The 22,682-nt window shown below is 63.4% G+C and carries 16 protein-coding genes and 7 pseudogenes; 17 read left to right on the top strand and 6 right to left on the bottom strand.

Going from position 1 to position 22,682, the window contains the following annotated elements; all coding sequences use genetic code 11:
• Positions 1–134 precede the first annotated feature (134 nt).
• From AB8Z38_RS16975 to AB8Z38_RS16965, 3 genes and pseudogenes are all read right to left on the bottom strand, one after another.
• Positions 135–1,667, bottom strand: a complete 1,533-nt coding sequence (locus tag AB8Z38_RS16975; protein WP_369726192.1) for a PLP-dependent aminotransferase family protein — start codon at positions 1,665–1,667, stop codon at positions 135–137.
• 100 nt (positions 1,668–1,767) lie between these two features.
• Positions 1,768–1,985: pseudogene (locus tag AB8Z38_RS16970) on the bottom strand (hypothetical protein); the annotation flags it as partial.
• 1 nt (position 1,986) lies between these two features.
• A pseudogene (locus tag AB8Z38_RS16965) lies at positions 1,987–2,310 on the bottom strand (recombinase family protein); the annotation flags it as partial.
• Between the two features lie 262 nt (positions 2,311–2,572).
• Here AB8Z38_RS16965 and AB8Z38_RS16960 point away from each other — a divergent pair.
• The 9 genes and pseudogenes from AB8Z38_RS16960 to AB8Z38_RS16920 all read left to right on the top strand — a co-directional run.
• Positions 2,573–3,775, top strand: a complete 1,203-nt coding sequence (locus AB8Z38_RS16960; RefSeq protein WP_369726191.1) for a cytochrome P450 — start codon at positions 2,573–2,575, stop codon at positions 3,773–3,775.
• 92 nt (positions 3,776–3,867) lie between these two features.
• Entirely contained in the window at positions 3,868–5,157 is a 1,290-nt protein-coding gene (locus AB8Z38_RS16955) for a cytochrome P450 (protein WP_369726190.1), read from the top strand.
• 1 nt (position 5,158) lies between these two features.
• Positions 5,159–5,467, top strand: a complete 309-nt coding sequence (locus AB8Z38_RS16950) for a ferredoxin (RefSeq protein WP_369726189.1) — start codon at positions 5,159–5,161, stop codon at positions 5,465–5,467.
• Positions 5,454–6,302, top strand: a complete 849-nt coding sequence (locus tag AB8Z38_RS16945) for an SDR family oxidoreductase (protein WP_369726512.1) — start codon at positions 5,454–5,456, stop codon at positions 6,300–6,302. The genes AB8Z38_RS16950 and AB8Z38_RS16945 overlap by 14 nt, the downstream gene beginning before the upstream one ends.
• Positions 6,299–7,642, top strand: a complete 1,344-nt coding sequence (locus tag AB8Z38_RS16940; protein WP_369726188.1) for a cytochrome P450 — start codon at positions 6,299–6,301, stop codon at positions 7,640–7,642. The genes AB8Z38_RS16945 and AB8Z38_RS16940 overlap by 4 nt, the downstream gene beginning before the upstream one ends.
• A 106-nt stretch (positions 7,643–7,748) precedes the next feature.
• Positions 7,749–8,747, top strand: coding sequence for a polyprenyl synthetase family protein (locus tag AB8Z38_RS16935; RefSeq protein ID WP_369726187.1), 999 nt, complete (start codon positions 7,749–7,751; stop codon positions 8,745–8,747).
• Between the two features lie 307 nt (positions 8,748–9,054).
• A complete protein-coding gene (locus AB8Z38_RS16930; RefSeq protein ID WP_369726186.1) occupies positions 9,055–10,605 on the top strand; it encodes a hypothetical protein in 1,551 nt (516 codons plus the stop codon).
• Entirely contained in the window at positions 10,602–11,504 is a 903-nt protein-coding gene (locus tag AB8Z38_RS16925) for a hypothetical protein (RefSeq protein WP_369726185.1), read from the top strand. The genes AB8Z38_RS16930 and AB8Z38_RS16925 overlap by 4 nt, the downstream gene beginning before the upstream one ends.
• Positions 11,505–11,523: 19 nt before the next feature.
• A pseudogene (locus AB8Z38_RS16920) lies at positions 11,524–11,765 on the top strand (type 2 isopentenyl-diphosphate Delta-isomerase); the annotation flags it as partial.
• Here the strand turns inward: AB8Z38_RS16920 and AB8Z38_RS16915 are convergent.
• Positions 11,765–12,026: pseudogene (locus AB8Z38_RS16915) on the bottom strand (MFS transporter); the annotation flags it as partial. The pseudogenes AB8Z38_RS16920 and AB8Z38_RS16915 sit on opposite strands and share 1 nt — an antisense overlap.
• A 64-nt stretch (positions 12,027–12,090) precedes the next feature.
• A pseudogene (locus tag AB8Z38_RS16910) lies at positions 12,091–12,368 on the bottom strand (aldehyde dehydrogenase family protein); the annotation flags it as partial.
• A gap of 461 nt (positions 12,369–12,829) precedes the next feature.
• Here AB8Z38_RS16910 and AB8Z38_RS16905 point away from each other — a divergent pair.
• The 4 genes and pseudogenes from AB8Z38_RS16905 (at position 12,830) to AB8Z38_RS16890 (ending at position 16,001) form a co-directional block, all read left to right on the top strand.
• A complete protein-coding gene (locus AB8Z38_RS16905; protein ID WP_369726184.1) occupies positions 12,830–13,417 on the top strand; it encodes a GNAT family N-acetyltransferase in 588 nt (195 codons plus the stop codon).
• A 198-nt stretch (positions 13,418–13,615) separates the two neighbouring features.
• Positions 13,616–14,047 (top strand): transposase, encoded by a 432-nt coding sequence (locus AB8Z38_RS16900; RefSeq protein ID WP_369726183.1) that lies wholly within the window; start codon positions 13,616–13,618, stop codon positions 14,045–14,047.
• Positions 14,044–14,400, top strand: coding sequence for an IS66 family insertion sequence element accessory protein TnpB (gene tnpB, locus AB8Z38_RS16895; RefSeq protein ID WP_369726182.1), 357 nt, complete (start codon positions 14,044–14,046; stop codon positions 14,398–14,400). The genes AB8Z38_RS16900 and tnpB overlap by 4 nt, the downstream gene beginning before the upstream one ends.
• A gap of 122 nt (positions 14,401–14,522) precedes the next feature.
• Positions 14,523–16,001, top strand: a pseudogene (locus AB8Z38_RS16890) (IS66 family transposase).
• 365 nt (positions 16,002–16,366) lie between these two features.
• Here AB8Z38_RS16890 and sbmA read toward each other — a convergent pair.
• Positions 16,367–17,578: a peptide antibiotic transporter SbmA gene (gene sbmA, locus AB8Z38_RS16885; protein ID WP_369726181.1), complete on the bottom strand. Its 1,212-nt coding sequence runs from the start codon at positions 17,576–17,578 to the stop codon at positions 16,367–16,369.
• Between the two features lie 752 nt (positions 17,579–18,330).
• Here sbmA and AB8Z38_RS16880 point away from each other — a divergent pair.
• From AB8Z38_RS16880 to panC, 4 genes and pseudogenes are all read left to right on the top strand, one after another.
• A pseudogene (locus tag AB8Z38_RS16880) lies at positions 18,331–19,062 on the top strand (outer membrane protein).
• Between the two features lie 1,021 nt (positions 19,063–20,083).
• The gene (locus AB8Z38_RS16875) at positions 20,084–20,416 is read left to right on the top strand and encodes a phosphoribosyl-dephospho-CoA transferase MdcG domain-containing protein (RefSeq protein WP_369726511.1); all 333 of its coding nucleotides are present in this window, start codon (positions 20,084–20,086) and stop codon (positions 20,414–20,416) included.
• A 460-nt stretch (positions 20,417–20,876) separates the two neighbouring features.
• Positions 20,877–21,749, top strand: coding sequence for a 3-methyl-2-oxobutanoate hydroxymethyltransferase (gene panB, locus AB8Z38_RS16870; protein ID WP_369726180.1), 873 nt, complete (start codon positions 20,877–20,879; stop codon positions 21,747–21,749).
• A 14-nt stretch (positions 21,750–21,763) separates the two neighbouring features.
• Positions 21,764–22,624: a pantoate--beta-alanine ligase gene (panC, locus tag AB8Z38_RS16865; RefSeq protein WP_369726510.1), complete on the top strand. Its 861-nt coding sequence runs from the start codon at positions 21,764–21,766 to the stop codon at positions 22,622–22,624.
• Positions 22,625–22,682 lie beyond the last annotated feature (58 nt).

Below are 22,682 nucleotides of genomic sequence, written 5' to 3'. Positions count from 1 at the left end.
GCTGTGCTATTGGACTCAAAAGCTGGAGATCAGTGCGCGTTCTTCCCGGCGCGCTGCGGAGCACGCGATCCAATGTTCTAGTTCGCGGCGAGCGCCGATTGCCGTGAAAGGGACCTGAGCGCGGCCATCCGATATTATTTGGCAATTTTCATCCGTGGGCCCTTGGACAGTTTGGCCTTCCTGTTCGCGCGGACCGATGCCTCAAGTACACCTTTCAGGCGAACTGCGGCGGCCTGCAATTCCGCGACGGAAAAGCCGCCAAACCCGAGCATGAGACCGACGCGAGCAGGCGCATCTTGATACATGGGCGAGATCGGTCGCACGACCAGCTCGGCCTTCTGTGCTTGGTCGGCAAGCTTGACATCGTCGAGGCCGGCAGGAAGCCAGAGCACCAGGTGCATACCTTGGTCGCTTGGTTGGAGCGCTGCCCAGGATGGCAGCTCTGTCTCGATGGCGGAGATCAGGGCTGCGCGCCGTTCTGCATAAGCGCCCCGGATGCGCCGTATGTGAGCTTCGAAATAGCCCTCGCGCATATATTGTGCGAGCACATATTGATCGGCCGTCGGAGAATGGCGGTCGATAAGAGCACGGGCGCCCGCGAACGCATTCACCAGGGGAACGGGAACGATGGCGTATCCGATCCGCATCGAGGAAAATAGCACCTTGCTCATCGTCCCGAGATAGACGACGCGTGTAGGATCGAGTCCCTGCAGGGATGGAAATGGATGTCCCGCGTAGCGAAGCTCGCTGTCGTAGTCGTCCTCGACAATCCATGCATTGTTTTGACGGGCCCACGACAACAGAGCCGTGCGCCTGGCCATGCTCATCGGCATGCCGAGCGGGTATTGATGCGATGGTGTAACGAAGGCGACCCGGGCCTTCGGACGTCGGACGAGACCTTCGTGGACGTCGATGCCCTGTTCGTCGACAGGAATCCGACAGGTCTGGACGTTGAAGTTTCCGAGGACCGCGACAATACCGGGATAGGCTGGGTCTTCTGCCCATACCGCGTCTCCGTCCGCAAGAAGAACGGTTGCAGCGAGAAAAAGACCCTGCTGCGTACCTGCCGTGATCACGACCTGACCGGGCTCGCATTTCACTCCACGGGCCTTACGGACGTACTCGGCAATCGCGATCCGCAAATCTGGCAATCCTTTCGGGTCGATGTACCCTGACGGAGCAGCCAGGCGTAGCGCTCGGACGCGATTACCAAGGCGGCGCCACTTGTCATCCGGGGCGACCGCGCCTGCCGGATGAGCGATTGCAAATGGCGTCGTCCCTTGGGGTCGAAGAGTTTGCGCGACCTCTGCAAGACGGGCGACGTTCTCCGCCAACACAGGGCCGATCCGCGGCGGCTCGATGAATGCCTGCGCGGGGCTCACGAGTTCGCTCTCGCCATTGACGTTCGCTACGATGGTCCGGCCTCTGGCGCGCGCCTGGAGATAGCCTTCCGCATGTAGCTGACCAAATGCCTCGATGACCGTACCTCTCGCAAGTTTGAGCGATGCAGCAAGGGCTCGGGTGGACGGCAGCGGTTCGCCCGGTTTCAAGACTCCCTTCGATATTGCCTCACGGAGTGCCTCTGTGAGTTGGTGTCCGACTCTCCGAGCGGTCTTGTCGAGAGATCCCAGCGAGGGAATCGCGACAATGTTTCGGCGCCTTACCATTGCAGTTCTGGCCTATCTGTCCTGCCGCATTTCGACGCAAACAATAGGCCAATTCCGGCAGGCATTGAAGAATTCTAAGCCTGAACCGCCGAAATTTCGGTCATCCCAACTCCAGCTGCCACAAGCGTGTCTAGGTCGATCATCTTGCCGTCGCTCTGGAAGCTGTAACCCGTTCGCAGGACGTGCCGCCAAGCTGGCGGCAACATCTGGGTGATGGGCGCCAGCGCGTTCGTGAACGTTCGCCTCGTAGTTCGTCAGTAGCCGCGACAGGATGCCCGAGTTGTAGAAGAAGACTGCGTTGGCGATCAGCCTGGCACACCAGGAATTCGCCCGGGGGCATCGTGGTGTCCAGGTTCTCAGTCAGCGAGCGGAACGCCACCCGATTGTCCTTGAGCGAAGTCACGTTGGCGAGCAGGTGCGACAGCGAGCGGCCGAGCCGGTCGAGTTTCCACACGACCGGCACGTCGCCGGGCCGGACGAATTCGAGGGCCCGCGCTAAGCCGGTGCGGTCATCCTTCGCACCCGAGGCGTGACCCTCGAACAGGTGACGCGGATCAACGCCGGCGGCGAGCAGCAACTCGCGCTGCAAGTCCGTGCTCTGTCGCTCTGAGTCCGACGACACGCGCATGTAGCCAACCAACATAGGCGGATACATAGGTTTCCGTATGGCAGCGCGTGGCGACAAAGTTCTCCGCATATTTTCTTGCACCACCAGGCGTTTAGCTTAGTGGGGCTACTACAAGATTCGGTAGGTGGTTAAAGCCAACTTGAGGCCCTAGGGTCCGGCCGCCTTCCGCCGATCATCGTCGACGAACAGAAGGGAACGCAAGCGCACGTGAAGCCGCTGCTCGCAGCGCCTGCCTGTCACCTTCCGCCCTCCATCGCTGAGAGAGTGAACTGCCAACATGTCCGAACAAGCCTTGGCGACGCTGCCGATGTGGCGCGTCGATCACATCGAGCCCTCGCCCGAGATGTTGGCGCTAAGCGCGAACGGTCCAATCCACCGCGTGCGCTTCCCATCCGGGCACGAAGGCTGGTGGGTGACAGGCTACGACGAGGCCAAGGCGGTGTTGTCTGACGCGGCGTTCCGGCCCGCGGGAATGCCACCGGCGGCATTCACTCCGGATTCGGTGATGCTCGGTTCGCCGGGGTGGCTGGTCTCGCACGAGGGGAGCGAGCATGCCCGGTTACGCACGATCGTGGCGCCGGCCTTCAGCGAGCGCAGGGTGAAGCTGCTCGCCCAGCAGGTCGAGGCGATCGCCGCGCAGTTGTTCGAGAAGCTGGCGGCCCAGCCCCAGCCCGCCGACCTGCGGCGCCACCTCTCCTTTCCGCTTCCGGCCATGGTCATCACCGCGCTGATGGGCGTTCTCTATGAGGATCACGCCTTTTTCGCCGGGCTGTCCGACGAGGTGATGACACACCAGCATGAAAGCGGCCCGCGCAGCGCGTCGCGCCTGGCCTGGGAAGAACTGCGCGCCTACATTCGCGGCAAGATGCGGGACAAGCGCAAGGATCCGGGCGACAACCTGCTGACGGATCTGCTCGCGGCGGTCGACCAGGGCAGGGCGAACGAGGAAGAGGCGATCGGCCTGGCGGCGGGCATGCTGGTGGCGGGGCACGAGAGCACCCTCGCGCAAATCGAATTCGGCCTGCTGGCCATGTTCCGCCATCCGCAACAGCGCGAACGCCTGGTCGGCGATCCATCCTTGGTCGACAAGGCGGTGGAAGAAATTCTGCGCATGTACCCGCCGGGCGCGGGCTGGGACGGCATCATGCGTTATCCGAGGACCGACGTGATCATCGCGGGCGTGCATATTCCCGCGGAGAGCAAGGTGCTGGTCGGCCTGTCGGCGACGTCGTTCGATCGCCGCCATTTCAAAGACCCGGAAATCTTCGACATCGGACGCGACGCAAAGCCGCACCTGGCGTTCTCCTATGGGCCGCACTACTGCATCGGCTTGGCGTTGGCCAGGCTGGAACTCAAGGTGGTGTTCGGTTCGATCTTCCAGCGCTTTCCCGCGCTGCGCTTGGCCGTGGCGCCTGAAGAACTGAAGTTGCGCAAGGAGATCATCACTGGCGGGTTCGAGGAGTTTCCGGTGCTCTGGTGAGGCGCGGACGCCGCTCGGAATCGCGATCTTCTCCGCAATTTGTTGGCGCCTGGCGTGCACCGGTCAGATCAGCCAGCCAACAGGTGACCAAGATGGACGTGCAACAAACCACGGCAGCATGCCGGAACGCCTTCGCAGAACTGGCGTCGCCAGCGTGTATCCACGACCCGTATCCGTTCATGCGGTGGTTGCGCGAGCACGATCCGGTGCATCGCGCGGCCTCGGGCCTCTTTCTGTTGAGCCGCCACGCCGACATCTGTTGGGCGCTCAAGGCCACGGGCGATGCATTGCGGGGACCGGCGCCAGGCGAACTTGCGCGCTATTTTCCGCGTGCGGCGACCAGCCTGTCGCTCAATCTGCTGGCGTCCACGCTGGCGATGAAGGACCCACCGACGCATACGCGTCTGCGCCGGCTGATCTCGCGCGATTTCACCATGCGCCAGATCGACGACCTGCGGCCGAGCATCGCGCGCATCGTCGCAGCGCGCCTGGACGGCATGACGCCCGCGCTGGAGCGCGGGGAGGCGGTGGACCTGCATCGGGAATTCGCGCTGGCCTTGCCCATGCTGGTCTTCGCCGAACTGTTCGGCATGCCCCCGGACGACATGTTCGGGCTCGCCGCCGGCATCGGCGCCATTCTGGAAGGCCTGAGCCCGCACGCCAGCGATCCCCAGCTCGCCGCGGCGGATGCGGCCAGCGGCAGGGTGCAGGCCTACTTCGTCGACCTCATACAGCGCAAGCGCACCGATCCCTGCCACGACATCGTCTCGATGCTGGTCGGCGCACACGACGACGATGCCGACACCTTGTCGGATGCGGAGTTGATCAGCATGCTATGGGGCATGCTGCTGGGCGGTTTCGCCACCACTGCTGCGACCATCGACCATGCGGTCCTGGCGATGCTGGCGTATCCCGAACAGCGGCACTGGTTGCAGGGAGACGCCGTAGGGGTGAAGGCATTCGTCGAAGAAGTCCTGCGCTGCGACGCGCCCGCCATGTTCAGCTCCATTCCGCGTATCGCCCGGCGCGACATCGAGCTGGGCGGCGTGGTGATCCCGAAGGACGCGGACGTGCGCGTGCTGATCGCGGCCGGCAATCGCGACCCGGACGCCTTCGCCGATCCCGATCGCTTCGATCCCGCGCGGTTCTACGGCACCAGTCCTGGCATGTCGACCGACGGGAAGATCATGCTGAGCTTCGGCCACGGCATCCACTTCTGCCTCGGTGCGCAACTCGCCCGGGTGCAGTTGGCCGAGTGCCTGCCGCGGATCCAGGCGCGCTTTCCCACGCTGGCATTGGCCGAGCAGCCGACCCGGGAGCCCTCCGCATTCCTTAGGACATTCCGCGCGTTGCGGGTGCGGCTGCATGCAAATGGGGGCTGAGATGCGCGTCGTGGTCGACCAGGATTTGTGCGGAACCACCGCGCAATGCGTGCTGACGCTGCCGGGCACCTTTCGCCAGCGCGAACCGGACGGCGTGGCCGTAGTGTGCGCGGCGACGGTCCCGCAGGCGCTGCACGCCGCCGTGCGGCTCGCGGCCAGCCAGTGCCCGGTCGCCGCCATTCGGGTCATCGAAGGCGACGCTACTGATGACGAGCGCGCCAGCGCCGACCCTGCGCCTTCTCCGGCCGAGGCCGAGCGGCATGCCGCGAAAGACCAGCGCAATCCACGAGGACACGATGGGACGGTTTGAAGGCAAGGTGGCCGTAGTGACCGGCGCCGGCGCCGGCATTGGCAAGGCATGCGCGCTTGCCATCGCGCGCGAGGGCGGCAGAGTGGTGGTGGCCGACATTGATGGCTCGGCGGCCATCGCCTGCACCGCGCAGATCGCGGCCGAAGCGGGCCACGCGCTGGCCCTAGCCATGGACATCGCCGATGCGCAGGCGGTGGCAGTGCTGTTCGAGACGGCGGAGCGGCACTTCGGTGGCGTCGAGCTGCTGGTGAACAACGCGAGCGCCATGCATCTGACCCCGCGCGACGGCGCGATCCGCGACCTGGATCTGGCGGTCTGGGATCAGACCATGGCGACCAATCTGCGCGGCACGCTGCTCTGCTGCCGGCAGGCCATCCCACCGATGATCGCCCGCGGCGGTGGCGCTATCGTCAACATGTCGTCATGCCAGGGGCTCAGCGGTGATACCGCGCAGACGTCCTACGCCGCGTCTAAGGCGGCGATGAACATGCTCTCGGCCTCGCTCGCCACCCAGTACGGTCAAGCGCAGATCCGCTGCAACGCGGTTGCGCCGGGTCTCATCATGACCGAGCGTCTCCTTGCCAAGCTGGACGAGTGCAAGCAACGGCATCTGCGCCGGCACCAGCTCCTGCCGCGCATCGGCCGCCCCGAGGACGTGGCCGCGCTGGTGGCGTTTCTGCTCTCCGACGATGCGGCGTTCATCACCGGCCAGGTCGTGTGCATCGACGGCGGCATGCTGGCGCATGTGCCGACGTACGCCGACGGTGGCAACAGCCGCGTCGCGCGTCGTGCCGGCGACACCGCCGAAGCGGCCGCGGCGCCGCGCTGCGGATGAACATGCTGCTCAACCCGCTAAACCGTCGCCACCGGCTGCGGTTCGACATACCGGTCGTGCCCGGCGCTTTCCCCTTGGTGGGGCATCTTCCCGCCATCATCTGTGACCTGCCGAGCTTGCTGCGGCGCGCGGAACGGACGCTGGGCAGCCACTTTTGGCTGGACTTCGGCCCTGCCGGACACCTGATGACCTGCGTGGATCCGAATGCGTTCGCTCTGCTCCGGCACAAGGACGTGTCCTCGGCGCTGATCGAGGAGATCGCGCCCGAATTGTTTGCCGGAACGTTGGTCGCCCAGGACGGCGGCGCGCATCGGCAGGCGCGCGATGCGATCAAGGCGGCGTTCCTGCCCAAGGGGCTGACCCAGGCCGGTATCGGCGACCTGTTCGCGCCCGTCATCGGAGCGCGGGTGCAGGCGTGGCGCGACCGCGGGGAGGTAACCATCCTGCGCGAAACCGGCGACTTGATGCTCAAGCTCATCTTCAGCCTGATGGGAATCCCCGCGCAGGACTTGCCGGGATGGCATCGCAAGTACCGGCAACTGCTGCAGTTGATCGTCGCGCCCCCTGTCGATCTGCCCGGACTGCCCTTGCGGCGCGGCCGCGCCGCCCGCGACTGGATCGACGCGCAGTTGCGCCAGTTCGTCCGCGACGCGCGTGCGCATGCCGCGCGCACCGGGTTGATCAAGCACATGGTGAGCGCCTTCGATCGAAGCGACGATGCGCTCTCCGATGACGTCCTGATCGCCAATATCCGCTTGCTGCTGCTTGCCGGTCACGACACCACCGCCTCGACGATGGCCTGGATGGTGGTCGAGCTGGCGCGCCAGCCTATGCTGTGGGACACCCTGGTCGAGGAGGCGCAACGCGTCGGCGCGGTGCCGACCCGGCACGCGGACCTGGCGCAGTGTCCCGTCGCCGAGGCCCTGTTCCGCGAAACGCTGCGCGTGCATCCGACGACCTCGCTCCTGCCACGTCGCGCGCTGCATGAATTGCAACTCGGCCAGCGGCGCATTCCCGCGGGCACCCATCTGTGCATCCCGCTGCTGCATTTCTCGACCTCGGCGCTGCTGCACGAGGCGCCTGATCAGTTCCGCCTGGCGCGGTGGCTGCAACGCACGGAGCCGATCCGGCCGGTGGACATCCTGCAGTTCGGTACCGGCCCACACGTCTGCATCGGCTACCACCTGGTATGGCTGGAACTAGTGCAGTTCTGCATCGCGTTGGCGCTGACCATGCACAAGGCCGGGGTGCGGCCGCGGTTGCTGAGCGACGTGGAAAAAGGCCGGCGCTATTACCCGACCGCACATCCGTCCATGAAAATCCGCATCGGATTCTCGTGAGCTGGCATCGCTTGCGCCGGTGTGGCGAGGCAGCCACGCCGGCAATACCGCGGCGGCTCGCCACTCGCCGTGGCCGTCTCCTGTCAGGTACAAGGACATAAACGACATGCAGACCGGTTACACGCAACACGACGGACGAACTGGTGTTTCCGCGCTCGGCGGATTGGGCGCTCAGGGGCGCGGCGCATCCGGCAGGCTGCTTCCGGAGATCTGGATGCAGGACGGCGCAAAACGGGTCGAACAGGCGCTGGCGCGTCTTCTCTGCGCCGAAAACGACGGTGGGACCGAGCTGATGTCGGCGATGCACTACGCCACCTTGAATGGCGGGAAGCGCACCCGCGCCTTGCTCTGCATGGCTGCCGGCGCATTAGCCGACACGCCGGCGCATATGCTCGACGACGTCGGCGCCGCCATCGAGATGATGCACGCCTGTACCCTGGTCCACGACGACCTGCCCGCGATGGACGACGACGTGCTTCGCCGCGGCCTTCCGACCGTGCATGTCAAGTTCGGCGAAGCCACTGCAATCCTTGTCGGCGATGCGCTGCAGGCGCACGCCTTCCTGACCTTGGCGAGCCTGGATGGGCCGGGCGACAACCGTATCGCGCTCGTGCGCGAACTGGCGCAGGCAGTGTCCGCCGAGGGTGCCGCAGGCGGGCAGGCAGTGGATCTGTCTCTGGTCGGAAAGCACGTCGAGCTGGACAGCATCCTGGCGATGCACCGGATGAAGAGCGGAGCGCTGGTGCGCGCGTCCGTTCGCATGGGCGCGCTATGCGCCATCGCGGACAATGCTGCACACGCTGCGCTGTACTCTGCGCTCGATTGCTATAGCGCCTGTTTCGGCCTGGCATTGCAGGTGGTCGACGACATTCTCGATGCGACAGCAGATACGGCGACGCTGGGCAAGACCCCCGGCAAGGACGCGGCGGCGCAGAAGCCGACCTGCGCGTCGATCATGGGGCTGCAGGCTGCGCGCCAGTTCGCGCTGGATCTGTTGCGCGACGCCGGGGAGGCCATCGCCCCGCTTGGGCCGCGTGCGGAACGGTTGGCGCAGATGCTGCAGCGGGCCAACGCGTATCTGCTCAAGCACACGCCATGCGCATGAGCGCGCCCGTCCGCATGGAGTCGCTCCTGTGCCGCTGCCATCGACCGGCGGCAGCCGTGCATGCTGCACTGTGTCCGAGTCCGCGGCGCCGATCGCAGCGATTGCCCAGCACGGCCGCAGCGCCCGCGGCGGGCTACGCGCAAGCCTATGCGGCGGACCGGCGCCAGGATCGGGGCGCCTCGCCGCGCCGGAGCAGGGCGGCCGTCCGGCGCTGCCCATGCGCGGGGCCGCGACGGGCCTGCGGCGACGCGCGCGGCGTCTGCCCGATCCTGGTTCTCGTCAACGGACTGGAGAAGGAGCAGGGCGCGTGAACGCGCGGTCGGAACAGATCCTTTCCGAATTGCGCCACTTGCTGAGCGAGATGAGCGACGGCGGCAGCGTCGGTCCGTCCGTCTACGACACGGCGCGAGCTCTGCAATTCCACGGCAACGTCACCGGTCGGCAGGACGCATATGCGTGGCTCATCGCGCAGCAACAGGCCGATGGCGGATGGGGAAGTGCGGACTTCCCGCTGTTCCGCCATGCGCCCACGTGGGCGGCGTTGCTGGCATTGCAGAGTGCCGATCCTCTTCCCAGCGCTGCCGACGCGGTCCAGGCTGCAACCCGGTTCCTCGAACGCCTGCCCGATCCCTACGCGCATGCGGTGCCGGAAGACGCGCCGATCGGCGCGGAGCTGATCCTGCCGCAGCTTTGCGCCGAGGCCGCATCCTTGCTGGACGGCGTGGCGTTTCCGCGCCACCTGGCGCTGTTGCCGTTGCGGCAAGCGTGCCTGGTCAAGCTTAGGGCAATGGCGACGTTGCCGAGCGGCCATCCGTTGCTGCACTCCTGGGAAGCCTGGGGGACGTCGCCGAGCACCGCATGCCCGGATCACGACGGCAGCATCGGTATCAGTCCGGCGGCCACCACCGCCTGGCGTGCGCAGGCCGTGACACAGGAGAGCACGCCGCAGGTCGGGCGCGCCGACGCGTATCTGCAGGCAGCATCGCGCGCGACGCGCAGCGGCATCGAAGGTGTCATTCCCAACGTCTGGCCGATCAATGTGTTCGAGCCATGCTGGTCGCTGTACACCCTGCATTTGGCCGGGCTGTTCACACATCCCGCGCTCGCCGAGGCGGTGCACGTGATCGTCTTGCAGCTCGACGCCCGCTTGGGCGTGCGCGGTCTGGGCCCGTCCTTGCACTTCGCGGCCGATGCGGACGACACCGCGATTGCGTTGTGCGTCCTGCGCCTTGCAGGCCGCGAGCGGGCGGTCGATGCGTTGCGCCATTTCGAATGCGGCGAGCTGTTCGTCACCTTCCCCGGCGAGCGCAATGCCTCGGTGTCGACCAACATCCATGCCCTGCATGCGTTGCGACTGTTGGGAAAGCCCACTGCCGGCACCACCGCCTACGTCGAGGCCAATCGCAACCCGCAGGGTCTATGGGACAACGAAAAATGGCACGTTTCGTGGCTGTATCCCACCGCGCACGCGGTAGCAGCGCTGGCGCAAGGCAAGCCCCAGTGGCGCGACGAGCGCGCGCTGGCGGCGCTGCTGCGGGCGCAGCGCAACGACGGCGGCTGGGGCGCCGGTCGCGCGTCCACATTCGAGGAAACCGCCTATGCGCTGTTCGCGTTGCACGTGATGGACGGGAGCGAAGAGGCGACAGGGCGCCGGCGCATCGCGCTGGCGGTGGCGCGTGCGCTCGAGTGGATGCTCGCCCGCCATGCGGCGCATCCATTGCCGCAGACGCCGCTGTGGATCGGCAAGGAACTGTATTGCCCCACGCGGGTCGTGCGCGTGGCTGAACTCGCCGGGTTGTGGCTGGCGCTGCATTGGGGCCAACGCGCCCTGGCCGAGGCAGCAGGAGCGGTGCCATGATCCAGACCGAACGCGCGCTGCAGCAGGTGGTGGAGTGGGGGCATTCCCTGACCGGGTTCGCCGATGAGCATGCCGAGGAAGCGGTCAGGGGCGGCCAGTACATCCTGCAGCGCATCCACCCGAGCCTGCGCGACGCCAGCGCCCGCACCGGCCGCGATCCGCAGGACGAAACGCTGATCGTGGCGTTCTACCGCGAACTGGCGCTGCTGTTCTGGCTCGACGATTGCAACGACGTCGGCCTGATCGCGCCGGAGCAGCTCGCCGCTGTGGAGCAGGCGCTGGGGCAGGGCGTGCCGTGCGCGCTCCCCGGATTCGAGGGCTGCGCTGTGCTGCGCGCCTCGCTGGCCGCACTCGCCTACGATCGTCGCGACTATGCTCAGCTTCTCGACGATACCCGGCGTTACTGCGCGGCGCTGCGCGCCGGACACGCGCGGGCGGCAGGGGCGGAACGCTGGTCTTACGCCGAGTACCTGCACAACGGCATCGATTCGATCGCCTACGCGAATGTGTTCTGTTGCCTGTCTTTGCTGTGGGGGCTGGACATGGCGACCTTGCGGGCGCGTCCGGCGTTTCGCCAGGTCCTGCGGCTCATCTCCGGGATAGGGCGTCTGCAGAACGATCTGCATGGACGCGACAAGGACAGCTCGGCCGGCGAGGCCGACAACGCGGCGATCCTGCTGCTGCAGCGCTATCCGGCTATGCCTGTGGTGGAGTTCCTCAAGGACGAGCTGGCCGGCCATACGCGCATGCTGAACCGCCTGATGGCGGAAGAACGCTTTCCCGCGCCGTGGGGAGCGTTGATCGAGGCCATGGCGGCCATCCGCGCGCAGTACTACCAGACCTCGACCAGCCGCTACCGCAGGGACGCCGCGGGCGCAGCCCAGTGTGCGCCCGGCTGAACGCGCGGAAGGCGGCGGCGTGCGCCCGCTGCCGTCGGTCCGATCCGACGCAACGCCGTCACCCGATGCAGCGAGCAGAGCGACACCGCCCTGAGCCGGTGCAAGGACGACTAACTGGACGTCGTGCTGGATCGCCGAACGGCGCCGGCCACGGTCGCCGCCGCCTGGGAGTATATCGCTTTCGAACACTGCGCATTGCCTGAGTTGGACTTGACGCAGATCGAGCTCTGCGGCCTGGCCGCTGGGCAAGACATGCGCGCGAAGCGTCGTCCATAGCGGTCGCCGAGAAATCCGGTACCGAACGATCCAGCATCATGCCGACGAAGGCCGCGGAGATGAACACCACATTCTCAGCGAGGATCGAAAAGCCCGTCTTCAGCATCACGCTCAGCACGGTACCGGCAATGTAGATGTCAAAACCCTCGAAAAACATTCCGATGCCGATCAGCAGCATGATGCCGCGATGGAACGGCCCGACCGGCAGTCGACAAGACGAGTGCCTGCGTTCACGGATGTCGACATTGACACTCTCCCTTTATGCTTTATGCGGCCCGCCTTCTTCGAACGTCTGCCGCTTGTCGTCATGTTAGTTCAGCCGCTTCTGGTTGGCCGTGTCGCGATACCAGTCGAACGGCTGCTCGTGCGTGGCGATCATCACGCTCTTGGTGTTGAAGTGGTCGTCGAAGCTCTCGGTGCCGCATTCGCGGCCGGTGGCGGAATAGCCGAGCCCGCCCCAGGGCGAGGCGGGGTCGAGCCGGTGATGATCGTTGAAACGGAGGCGGCAACTCGATGCGTGCGGGCGACGTCACCGGTGCGGATCGCTGCGGCAAGGCCGAAGCGGAAGTCGTTGGCAATCCTTAGGGCAGAGAATGCCAAGCACCTACCTGGGTTGGCAGGTTACAAATTATGCTGCAGTGCTTAGACTCTCGAGCGAATGCAACTCGCAACATTTGGCGAAACAAGATCACCTTGTAACTCAAATCGTCTTTTCGCTGCTTTCGGAAAGCTGGCAGAGTTGTCGACGCCGATAAAACGAACCCTTCCTTCGGAAAGGGCAGGATCCAGATGACGCTCTCATGGCGAAAAGCACAAGTCCTCGCCAGATCCAGATCCAGATCCAGGTCCAGGTCCAAGAGTCAGGGCCTCCAGCGAGGAATCTCCGTCCGAAGCGGCGGTCGAAGGCGGTCTTCTGAGACAGGATGAGAGCGGGAGGCGGAAACTAAAGGGATCCGATGAATCTTCGGGGGCACAACCATTCCGCTCACGTCCAAGGTATCGGTCGTGTGCTCCAACCTTCAACTCTGCGATCGAAAAAGCGGTGCAACATGACAAGCGAGCCGGGCGTCACCTCGGCGAACGCAAGTATTCGGGCAAGAATCGTCTGGACAATTGTCCTCGGCTTTGCCGCCGATCCTTTGATGCGTTGGAGTTGGCCGGACCCTGGGCAATATCTTGGCAGCATGACTCAGTTCATCAACGCCTGTGGCGGACGAGCATTCGAGCATGGCACAGCATACGTCGCGGCAGACAGTCGCGCCGCGGCCCTGTGGCTGCCTCCCGGCGTGCAGCAGGATGAGGATGCGCTGGACGCAATCATGGCGCTGTCCCTGCGCCCGGAAATCAGCGAACATATGGTACACCTACGCCAGGGAATGGCCGAACATCATCCCTCCGAGCCACATTGGTATTTGCCCGTCATCGCTGTCGATCCGAACTGGGCCGGACAAGGGCTTGGCACATTGCTGATGAAGTACGCTCTTCAACGCTGCGATGAGCAGGGCATCGCTGCCTACCTCGAAAGTTCGGATCCTGAAAACATTCCCTTTTACCAACGCCACGGGTTCAAGATTATTGGAGAGATACAGCACGGTTGCTCACCCCCACTTACGCCGATGTTGCGAAAGGCGTATTGAGCGGAATTCGGAGACGCCTCGCATGCTGCGGCTCCTGGAGCGTCCTTGCAGACGCCGAACTGAGGCGCATTGCCTCGTCCGGATGGTTACTGGACAACTTCTCGCCGGTAATTGGTAAGCGTCGTTCTGCTCCCACCTTCTCGCGGCGCATGGGATAGGTGAGTTTCACGATCTCTTTGAAGGGATCGGCTTGTGTCTATGCTGGACCATACGCTTAAGTCGGACGCGACGGCGCGCCGGCTGGAAGTGATCACGGAGACGGGACGCCGTCGTTGGTTCTCCAAGGACGACAAGGCGCGGATCGTCGAGGAGACGCTGGTACCAGGCGCCGTCGTTTCCGATATTGCCCGGCGGCACGGGCTTGCCCCACAACAAGTGTTCACCTGGCGCCGGCAAGCACGCCGGTTGCCGACGTCGATGGCTGACGATCCGCCGTTTGTACCGGCGGTGGTAGAGGCCATGGTACCGGCCGCGGCTGTTGGCCATGAGCGCAAGACAGCGCGACGCAAGGCCAAGCCGGATGTCGGGGGCATCGAGATCGAAGCCAAAGGCGTCACTATCAGGGTCGGCCGAGGCGCGGACGTGGCGCTGATTGCGGCCATCGTCCATGCGCTCAAGGCAAGCCGATGATCGGCCCGTCCGGCAATGTCCGGGTGATGGTGGCAACCAAGCCGGTCGACTTCCGCAAGGGAATGGAGGGGCTTGCCATGTTGGTACGCGAGCACATGCAGGCTGACCCGTTCTCGGGTGCTGTTTATGTGTTCCGTGCCAAGCGGGCAGACCGGATCAAGCTGATCTTCTGGGATGGTACGGGTTTGTGCCTGTTCGCCAAGCGGCTCGAAGACGGTGTCTTCCGCTGGCCGAAAATCGAGGATGGCGTGATGCGTTTGTCGGCGGCGGAATTGTCGGCGCTGCTCGAAGGGCTCGATTGGCGGCGTGTCCACCCGGCACGGGAGACGGTCGTGCCGACGCAAGTCGGATAGTTGTGAGCCGTGCTGCGGCGAAGTGAATCAGGGGCATCGAGCACGTCGTCAAGCGGGCGCGAATATGCTCTGATTTGCCTGTGAGCGATAACCTTCCTGATGATCCCGAGACGCTCAAGGCGATGCCGCTGGCAGCGCTTCACGAGAGCTAGCGGCTGCGTCAGATTATCAAGGAGCTGCAACGGCACCGCTTTGGCCGGAAGGCAGAGTCGCTTCCCGAGGAGCAGATGCTGCTGGGCCTCGAGGACGTCCAACAGGTCGCAGCCTTTGCCGAGGCCGGTCAGGACGAGACAGCCCCGGAAGGCCGGGCGGAGCGCGCACGCAAGCGCCGCGTCAATCGCGGAGCACTGCCGGCCCACCTGCCGCGGATCGAGGTCGTCGTCGACCTCGACGACAAGACCTGCCCCTGCTGCCAGGGCGAACTGCATCGGATGGGTGAAGACAGGAGCGAGCGGCTGGACATGGTGCCGGCGCAGTTCCGCGTTGTCGTCACCCGGCGTCCTAAATACGCCTGCCGAGCCTGCGAAGATGGCGTCAGGCAGGCCGAGCCTCCGGCCCGGCTGATCGAGGGCGGCCTGCCGACGGAGGCAACCGTCGCCCAGGTTCTGGTGTCCAAATATGCCGATCATCTGCCGCTCTACCGGCAGACCCAGATCTATGCCCGCCAAGGCATTGCTCTCGATCGATCGACACTGGCGGACTGGGTTGGGCATGCGGCCTTCCATCTGCGTCCGCTGCATGAGCGCCTTTTCGCTCTGCTTCGCGCGAGATCCAAGCTGTTCCCCGACGAGACGACGGTGCCGGTGCTCGATCCCGGTCGAGGGCGTACCAAGACCGGCCAGCTCTGGGCCTATGCAGCCGACGACAGCCCCTGGGGCGGCCTCGATCCGCCCGGCATTGCCTATGTCTATGCACCCGACCGCAAAGCCGAGCGGCTGTTCAGCCATCTTGCCGGCTTCAAGGGCGTCCTGCAGGTCGATGGCTACAATGCCTACCCAAAGCTTGCCGAACGCGGCGGAGTCGAGCTCGCCTTCTGCTGGGTGCACATGCGGCGCAACTTCTACGAACTCGCGACAGCCGGCCCCGCTCCGATCGCGAGCGAGGCGCTCAAGCACATCGCCGCATTCTATGCGATCGAGAAGGAGATCCGCGGCCGCAGCGCCGAGGAACGTCGCTTCGTGCGGCAGCAGAAGAGCCGGCCTCTGGCCGACGCCTTCGAGGCTTGGTTGCGCGCCAAGCTGGCTCTCATCAGCCAGAAGATCAAGCTCGCCGATGCCATCCGCTACGCCCTCTCGCGCTGGCAAGGACTGACGCGCTTCATTGACGACGGCCGGATCGAGCTCGACAACAACACCGTCGAACGATCGATCCGCGGTATCAAACTTTGCCGTAAGAATGCACTATTCGCAGGATCCGACGGCGGCGCCGAGCATTGGGCCGTCGTCGCGTCCCTGGTCGAGACCTGCAAGATCAACGACGTCGATCCGCTCGCCTACCTCACCGACGTCCTGACCAGGATCGTCAACGGACATCCAAACCGAGACATCGACCTGCTACTGCCCTGGGCCTACCGCGCTCAAGCCCTCAAAGCCGTGGCCTGAGAACGACGCTTACGGTAATTGAGTGGGCGCCATCGAATTAGTCCGGTGGCGTCTATGGCGGGAAAGATCAGCATGGGCGCGCGGCGGCAGGTGGTGTCGGCCGTAACGGATCGTGGCTGGTCGGCGCCGGGCGGAAAAAGAGGCGCATCCTCGAGCGATATGCGCGACGACGGGTTGGCATCCGCAAGCACGCGGTGCCTGCAATTCGGGTACGCGCAACGGTTGAACCGGGGCCGGTCGAGGCACCTCGAGAGCGCAAGCGTAGACATGACGCTACGATCAAGGACGCGACGACCGCGGCGTGGGAGGCGTCGGATCGGGTGTGCGGCAAGCGACTCAAGGGCCGGGTTTCGTCAACTCCTGCCTCAGGCTGGCTGTTTTTGTGTCTCGATCGACGGCAGTAGCCCACCGTGGATCTTTGCCTCAAAGCTCCGCAGCCGCTGATAGATCGAGATCAGTTCGACGATCGTGCTCCAGGAGTTGACGAGATACTGAAACGAGGTTCGCACTTGCGTGAATGCATTGAGGATCTGGTTCATCGCGCCGAGGGTGATCTTGCCTGTGATGATTGTAGGCGCAAGCAGCAGATAAGGAAAGATGGCGTCAGTCTGCAGATAGACGATCCGGCCGATATTGAAGTACATGAAATTCAGATAGAGACGGAAGTAATTCCTGCGAATGTCGCTAAACAGCACGCTCAATGTCGGAGCATTGGCACGCGCCGCATCATCCTCGCCGAGCACCAGCTCCTTGCGATAGGCCGCTTCGACCCGCTGGTTGAAAAATTCTATTCCGGGCAGACGGATGCCGATAAGCGCGAGAACGCCGGTGCCCAGGATCGACCAGATCACTGCGGCGAACACCAGCGGATAGGGAATCGAGCCGAACAGAGGCAGCTCAGTCACGTTGCTGGACAGCCGCACTAGAACCGGCAGGAAGGCCAGGAGCGTCAGCACCGCGCTGATGAGATTGACGCCTAGACCCTCCATGGTGCTGGCAAAGCGCATGGTGTCTTCTTGGACGCGCTGGGAGGCGCCTTCGATCGTGCGCAGCCGTGGCCAGTTCGCGACATAAAAATCGTTCATCGCTGTGCGCCAGCGGAAGATGTAGTGGCTGACGAAGAATCGCGTCATCACGCCGACCACGACGGCCACGAGCGCGATACCGGCAAAGGTCGACAGTTCGTTGTAGAACTGCTCAACCGTGACCGGCGCCGATTTCGAAAGCGCAGCCTGGACCAGGTCGTAGAACGGTCCATACCAGCTGTTGATCGCGACCGAGACCTGGACCTGAAAGTAAGAGGTGAACAGGATCAGCGCCGAACCAAGAATGGACCACGTCGCCCAGGGATGGGGGGCAAATAACATCCATGCAGCCGCGAACACCGTAACGGCCAGCGCAAAATAGAGATCAAACCACAGCGCCGAGGCCGACCAGAACGTCGCAAGCCCGACCGGCTTCTCCGGGGCTTGAAAGAGATTGCCGGCAAATCCATACCAAAACGCCATCACCAACGCCGTCCAAAGAATTGACGACGCAAAGAACAACTTTGGTCGAGGGAAGAATGAAACGAACATGCTCGCTGTCCTTTATCGACTTAGAACTTCAGCTCAGAAGATGAACACACGGCGGCCATTTGCCACCTCATTCCTCGCAAGAGGCTACCTACTCGCGCGCTCACCCAAGCGCTCGCGCAAGGGTCATGGAGGGTCCAATATCTGGCGGCAAGCGCAGGAACGATCGGCAAGCGTTATCGGCGGTCGGGACATTGGCGGTGTGGTAGGAAGCCTCGGGTGGAGAACGGCTCGCTGAACCAATAAGTAAAATTCTTCGGGCCGCATCCTTCATCCGAAGGCGGAGGTTGTCATTCGCATGCTCTGTCGAGCACGGGACGCAGCGGCATCTGCGACGAACGGGGCAGCATCTGCAGGACATTGATTCAATCGAATAGACTTCATCTGATCTCTAGGGCCAATGGATGCAACACGAGCGTGGTGTGTAACGGGGTCTTTAGTGGCGGCACGGGACAAGAGCAAGAGTTTTGCAAAGCACTTCACTCGTCTCACTTGCTGTGTGGTTTGCCACAATCTTACTTGCCGTGCGCTTACTCCGCTGAAATCAGCGGCCCGCTTCTCAGTCTTACGCAATCTATGCTCGCACGCGAAGGTGCATTGCGATCCCGTTGGAGATGATCTGCAACGCCGCAACCTGACGCAGCGTTCGGTTCACGCATTTCTTTCGGCGCAAATGTTGCGATGCAGTTACAGCAATTCGCGCGGACGTTGTTAAGACGCATGACGCCTGGGACACTGAAGAGATGAGAGTAGAAATGAAGAACTTGTTGCTCGCGACTGTGAGCATTCGGGGCTTGGCGTGTTGGCGCCCGCATTCGGCGCGGATCTGGCTGCGCAGCCCGCCCAGCCTCTCTACAACAACGCTCCGCAGGCGGTCGCGGCTGCAATCTACGACTGGAGCGGCTACAACGTTGGTATGAACGGCGGCTTTGGTTCAAGCTCGAATTGCTGGGATTCCGATGTTGGCAAGCCTGAGGGCTGCCATGATGCCACCGGCGGACGCGTGGGCGGGCAGATCGGCTATCGATGGCAGATGGGCCCGATCGTGCTTGGTGTTGAAGGCCAGGGGAACTGGGCTCGTTTGACTGGCTGGAATCCCAGCGTTGCTTTTTGGATATCAACCAGACCAAGATCGATGCGTTCGGCCTCGTAACGGCGCAGATCGGTTATGCCTTCGACAACGTACTGCTTTACGCCAAAGGCGGCGCCGCGGTGATGAGCAACACGTTTCGGGTCATCTGGACGACGGGCGAGTTAGGTGGAGAAAGCAAGCACGTTCTTTGGGGCGGCGCATTGGCAGCCGGATTCGAGTACGGCTTCGCACCGAATTGGTCGATTGGATTCGAGTACGCACACCTGTTCATGCGGCCAGCCATGGTGAGCTTCACCGAGCCCGCTGGTGGGTCGACCGCATCCGCCAGGATCTCGACGTTATGACTGCACGGCTCAACTATAAGTTTGGCGGTCCGATTCTTCTCAAATGTTGATCACGTTCAAAAGGTGGATCGAACGCCCCGGCCTACGGACCGAGGCCTATTTTGGGTGCGCCAGCGATGGCGCGGAGCGCCGCGACTGGCGCGGTTGACCGGGTTGACCGGAGGCTGACCCGGGATTAGGGAGCCGAAATCGCTCAGCACGATCGTCTCAAGATCGATGCGGTATCCACTTCTGCAACCCGCAAAGCGCTTGGCGGCTCGACAGTAACGAGAATACCAAGGGTTGCTGCGACAGTACTTTCAAAGGCACAGACCTGAGCATCCAGAGCGCCGTCGTTCAGCTCCAGCAGGAAGGCGAAACAGTCGTACGCGCCCGCGAAGGCGAGATCGAGGTGCCTGTCACGGTCACGCCGCTCGGCTCGATTGTCGCGACTGGAGCACGCGCTCGATGATTTCGATGACGGTAGCGCTATCGCCCTCGTCGGTGGATAGTGACGTGGGCTTGCCTCGTAGCAGGCGCGCGAAGACGGCTTTGGCTTTCGCCGCAGGGGTTGGCTGAAAAGCGCCGATAATGACGGAGGCGAAGAAGGTCCTTGGGAGGGATGTGGAGGGGGGCGGTGAGAACGCCATCGAAGCGTGATGAGGGAAGGAAAGGGAGGCCCGCTCGCAGACCGGCCAGAGCAAGGCTGGCATTCAAGCGCGCCTGCGCGATCTGGGCCCGTCGTCCTTCCGTGCTGCGAGCCGTGCTTGTCCGATCGGACACGGATGCTCGGCCGCAGTTGGCCTACAGTACCGGATGATCCCGGCCGGCTCAGCGCTGAACAAGTTGGGCGCCGGAAGGCAGCCGAGATCGCGGACCGGGTCGCCGCAATGGCGACGAGCTCATCTCCGGACCTGCGTCGATCCCGCGGGAATGATACCGCTTAGCTTGCCGCTGCCGCCTTGCCACGGCAAACGGCGCATCGCGATCGGGTCCGACGAGATCATCGAACGCAGGCCGCCTCCGCCGCTGGCACGCGGCAAGGTTCGCCCCTGCGGCGTGGTAGTACAAGATTGATCGGCTCGTCCGCCTCTGTCCGCAGACCCGGACGTTCGGCAGCCCGGCTGTCAACATCTCACCGGCGCCTATCTTTCGGATCACTCGGACCTCGACCTGCTTTGGGGTGACGGCAACAAGCCGGCCAGCACCCTGCCCTCCGACATCGCTCGCCAAGCGCCGATGCGGCTCGACCAAGAGATCATCTGCGCCGCGGGCGGCGAGCAATGGCGTGAGCTGACAAACCGCAGACATGGACGAACTCCTGGTGAAGCGAGAAGGCGGTGTCCACAGCATGACGCGAGTCGACGGGACCACTGCCCCAGACCGACCAGAGGTTACCACCTTTCCGCCACTGGAAGACCATGAGCTTCATCGCGGCGCTTCGGCGCGACCAGATCAGCGCACCCTCGTCGCCCGTTGCGCTCTCATCTGGAATGGCTCCGACCGCCCCAGCGCGCCCTGAGGCGCGGCGTGACGCAAGGCGCTTCCACATGACAATTTGAATTCGGGAAGTTCTTGCTGGATGGTCGCGCGACCATTGGAATTTTTGTGCACACGGGCGCTACCTTGGAGACGTATGTTTCTTTCTTCCTTTCACGGTTGACAGTTTTGTCTTGTCCTCCATAGGAAAGCGTGGTCCCAGCATGCGCGTAGTACCCAACCGCGTCGCTCGAAACAATCGGATTACCGTTCGCCTTGTTATTCGGAAATGGGGCGACCTGGGGAGCGCTGTGGCGTCGAAATCGTAGGCGGCACAAATGAGAGCAGATCCCTATCGCTTCGAGCTGCAGAATCGACTTGAGACATTTGATGGAACTGATCGAAAATGAGCCACGCTTCGGAAGTGTCAGTTGAGCGGGTCACGATCCCAATTCTGCAGCGGTGGAAGCAGGAGCGGCGGCGTGTCACCATGACCACCGCCTACGATGCGGTTACGGCAGGCATCGCCGACCCCATCGTCGACATCATTCTTGTGGGCGACAGTGTTGGCAATGTCTGTCTCGGATTCGACAACACGTTACCGGTCAGCATGGCAATGATGAACCATCATCTCGAGGCTGTTGCACGCACAAGGCCCCGTGCCTTGCTCGTGGCCGATCTGCCGTTTCTTAGCTTTCACCTTGGTCCGGAGGAGACGATACGCAACGCTGGAGGGTTCCTGCAGCGAGGCGCAGATGCCGTGAAACTCGAGGGCGGGGCCAAGCGCGTGGAAATGGTGCGTGCCCTGGTCGATTGCGAAATTCCTGTCATGGGCCATCTCGGCCTCACCCCGCAAAGCGTCAACGTCATGGGCGGATTCAAGGTGCAGGGCCGGAAAGCCGATGACGCTTTGCGGCTGCTCGATGACGCTCACCGTCTGCAGGAGGCCGGATGCTTCGCGTTGGTGCTTGAAGGCATTCCGGCCGAGCTAGCCCAGCGAGCGACCGAATCGCTATCGATACCAACCATCGGAATCGGCGCGGGTCCCGACTGCTCGGGCCAAGTGCTCGTATTCCATGATGTCCTGGGGCTGACCTTAGGTCATCGGCCCAAATTCGTTCGCGCCTATGCAGATGGCTTTCAGCTTTTACAAGCGGCGCTGTCGCGTTGGGCTGCCGATGTCCGCACCGGTGCGTTCCCGGCGCCGCAGGAGTCCTACCGGCTTCCTGAAAGCCTGAGTGACATTATCGCAACCTGGGCTCCTCCCAACCCAACCTGATGTAAGGTGCAATGATGCAGACGATTACCACGGTCGCTGAGCTTCGTCGTGAGCTCGCGAAGGCTTGCAGCGTGGGCAAACGCGTCGGGTTAGTGCCGACAATGGGTTATTTGCACGATGGCCATCTCGCCCTGATCGAGGCGAGCCGCGCGCAATGCGATATCACCGTCGTCAGCATTTTCGTCAATCCGACTCAGTTCGGACCAAACGAGGATCTCAGCAGCTATCCTCGCGATTTCCTGCGCGATGAAAAATTGTGCCGCGATGCTGGTGTTGCGATTGTGTTCGCGCCGGGTGCACAGGAAGTCTATCCGGCTCAATTCGAGACCTTCGTCGAGCCGGGCGAACTGGCGAAGCCACTATGCGGAGCTATCAGGCCTGGGCATTTTCGGGGCGTCGCGACCGTCGTGTGCAAGCTGTTCAACATGGTGCATCCGGACGTCGTGTTTTTCGGGCAAAAGGATTTTCAGCAATGCGCGGTCGTGCGTCGCATGGCAACAGATCTCAATCTTCCCATCAAGATCGTCACCGTGCCAACCGTTCGGGAACCCGACGGGCTCGCGATGAGCAGCCGCAATCGGTATCTGAGCAAGGAAGAACGCCGGCGAGCGGTTGCCATCAGTCGTGGACTGTTCGCCGCGGCGGATGAGTTCCGCTCAGGAGTGCGCGAGGTGGACAAGCTGATTGCGACCGCCGAGCGGCAACTTGAAACAGTTGATCGGCTGCAATACCTTGAACTTGTCGACGGTCATACGCTCAAGCGCGCCGAGAGTCCGCTGCGGCATCCGGCGGCGCTCTGTGTCGCAGCCTACGTTGGTTCGACCCGGCTGATTGACAACGTCCTGCTGGGACTATCAACAGTAGAGTTCTATTGATCCGAGCACCTGAAAGGTATTGATAAGTTCAACCCGCTTCGCGGCGTTGTGTGCTGCC

The organism is Bradyrhizobium sp. LLZ17 (assembly GCF_041200145.1).
In the GTDB taxonomy this organism is placed as follows: Bacteria; Pseudomonadota; Alphaproteobacteria; order Rhizobiales; family Xanthobacteraceae; genus Bradyrhizobium.
The sequence above is the reverse complement of the archived record's forward strand: the minus strand, read 5'-3'. Positions and strand labels throughout refer to the sequence as shown.

Bases quoted from the DNA above. Each gene is read 5' to 3' on its own strand.
- AB8Z38_RS16975 (WP_369726192.1), bottom strand. From the start codon at position 1,667: ATGGTAAGGCGCCGAAACATTGTCGCGATTCCCTCGCTGGGATCTCTC.
- AB8Z38_RS16960 (WP_369726191.1), top strand. From the start codon at position 2,573: ATGTCCGAACAAGCCTTGGCGACGCTGCCGATGTGGCGCGTCGATCAC.
- AB8Z38_RS16955 (WP_369726190.1), top strand. From the start codon at position 3,868: ATGGACGTGCAACAAACCACGGCAGCATGCCGGAACGCCTTCGCAGAA.
- AB8Z38_RS16950 (WP_369726189.1), top strand. From the start codon at position 5,159: ATGCGCGTCGTGGTCGACCAGGATTTGTGCGGAACCACCGCGCAATGC.
- AB8Z38_RS16945 (WP_369726512.1), top strand. From the start codon at position 5,454: ATGGGACGGTTTGAAGGCAAGGTGGCCGTAGTGACCGGCGCCGGCGCC.
- AB8Z38_RS16940 (WP_369726188.1), top strand. From the start codon at position 6,299: ATGAACATGCTGCTCAACCCGCTAAACCGTCGCCACCGGCTGCGGTTC.
- AB8Z38_RS16935 (WP_369726187.1), top strand. From the start codon at position 7,749: ATGCAGACCGGTTACACGCAACACGACGGACGAACTGGTGTTTCCGCG.
- AB8Z38_RS16925 (WP_369726185.1), top strand. From the start codon at position 10,602: ATGATCCAGACCGAACGCGCGCTGCAGCAGGTGGTGGAGTGGGGGCAT.
- AB8Z38_RS16905 (WP_369726184.1), top strand. From the start codon at position 12,830: ATGACAAGCGAGCCGGGCGTCACCTCGGCGAACGCAAGTATTCGGGCA.
- AB8Z38_RS16900 (WP_369726183.1), top strand. From the start codon at position 13,616: ATGCTGGACCATACGCTTAAGTCGGACGCGACGGCGCGCCGGCTGGAA.
- tnpB (WP_369726182.1), top strand. From the start codon at position 14,044: ATGATCGGCCCGTCCGGCAATGTCCGGGTGATGGTGGCAACCAAGCCG.
- sbmA (WP_369726181.1), bottom strand. From the start codon at position 17,578: ATGTTCGTTTCATTCTTCCCTCGACCAAAGTTGTTCTTTGCGTCGTCA.
- panB (WP_369726180.1), top strand. From the start codon at position 20,877: ATGAGCCACGCTTCGGAAGTGTCAGTTGAGCGGGTCACGATCCCAATT.
- panC (WP_369726510.1), top strand. From the start codon at position 21,764: ATGCAGACGATTACCACGGTCGCTGAGCTTCGTCGTGAGCTCGCGAAG.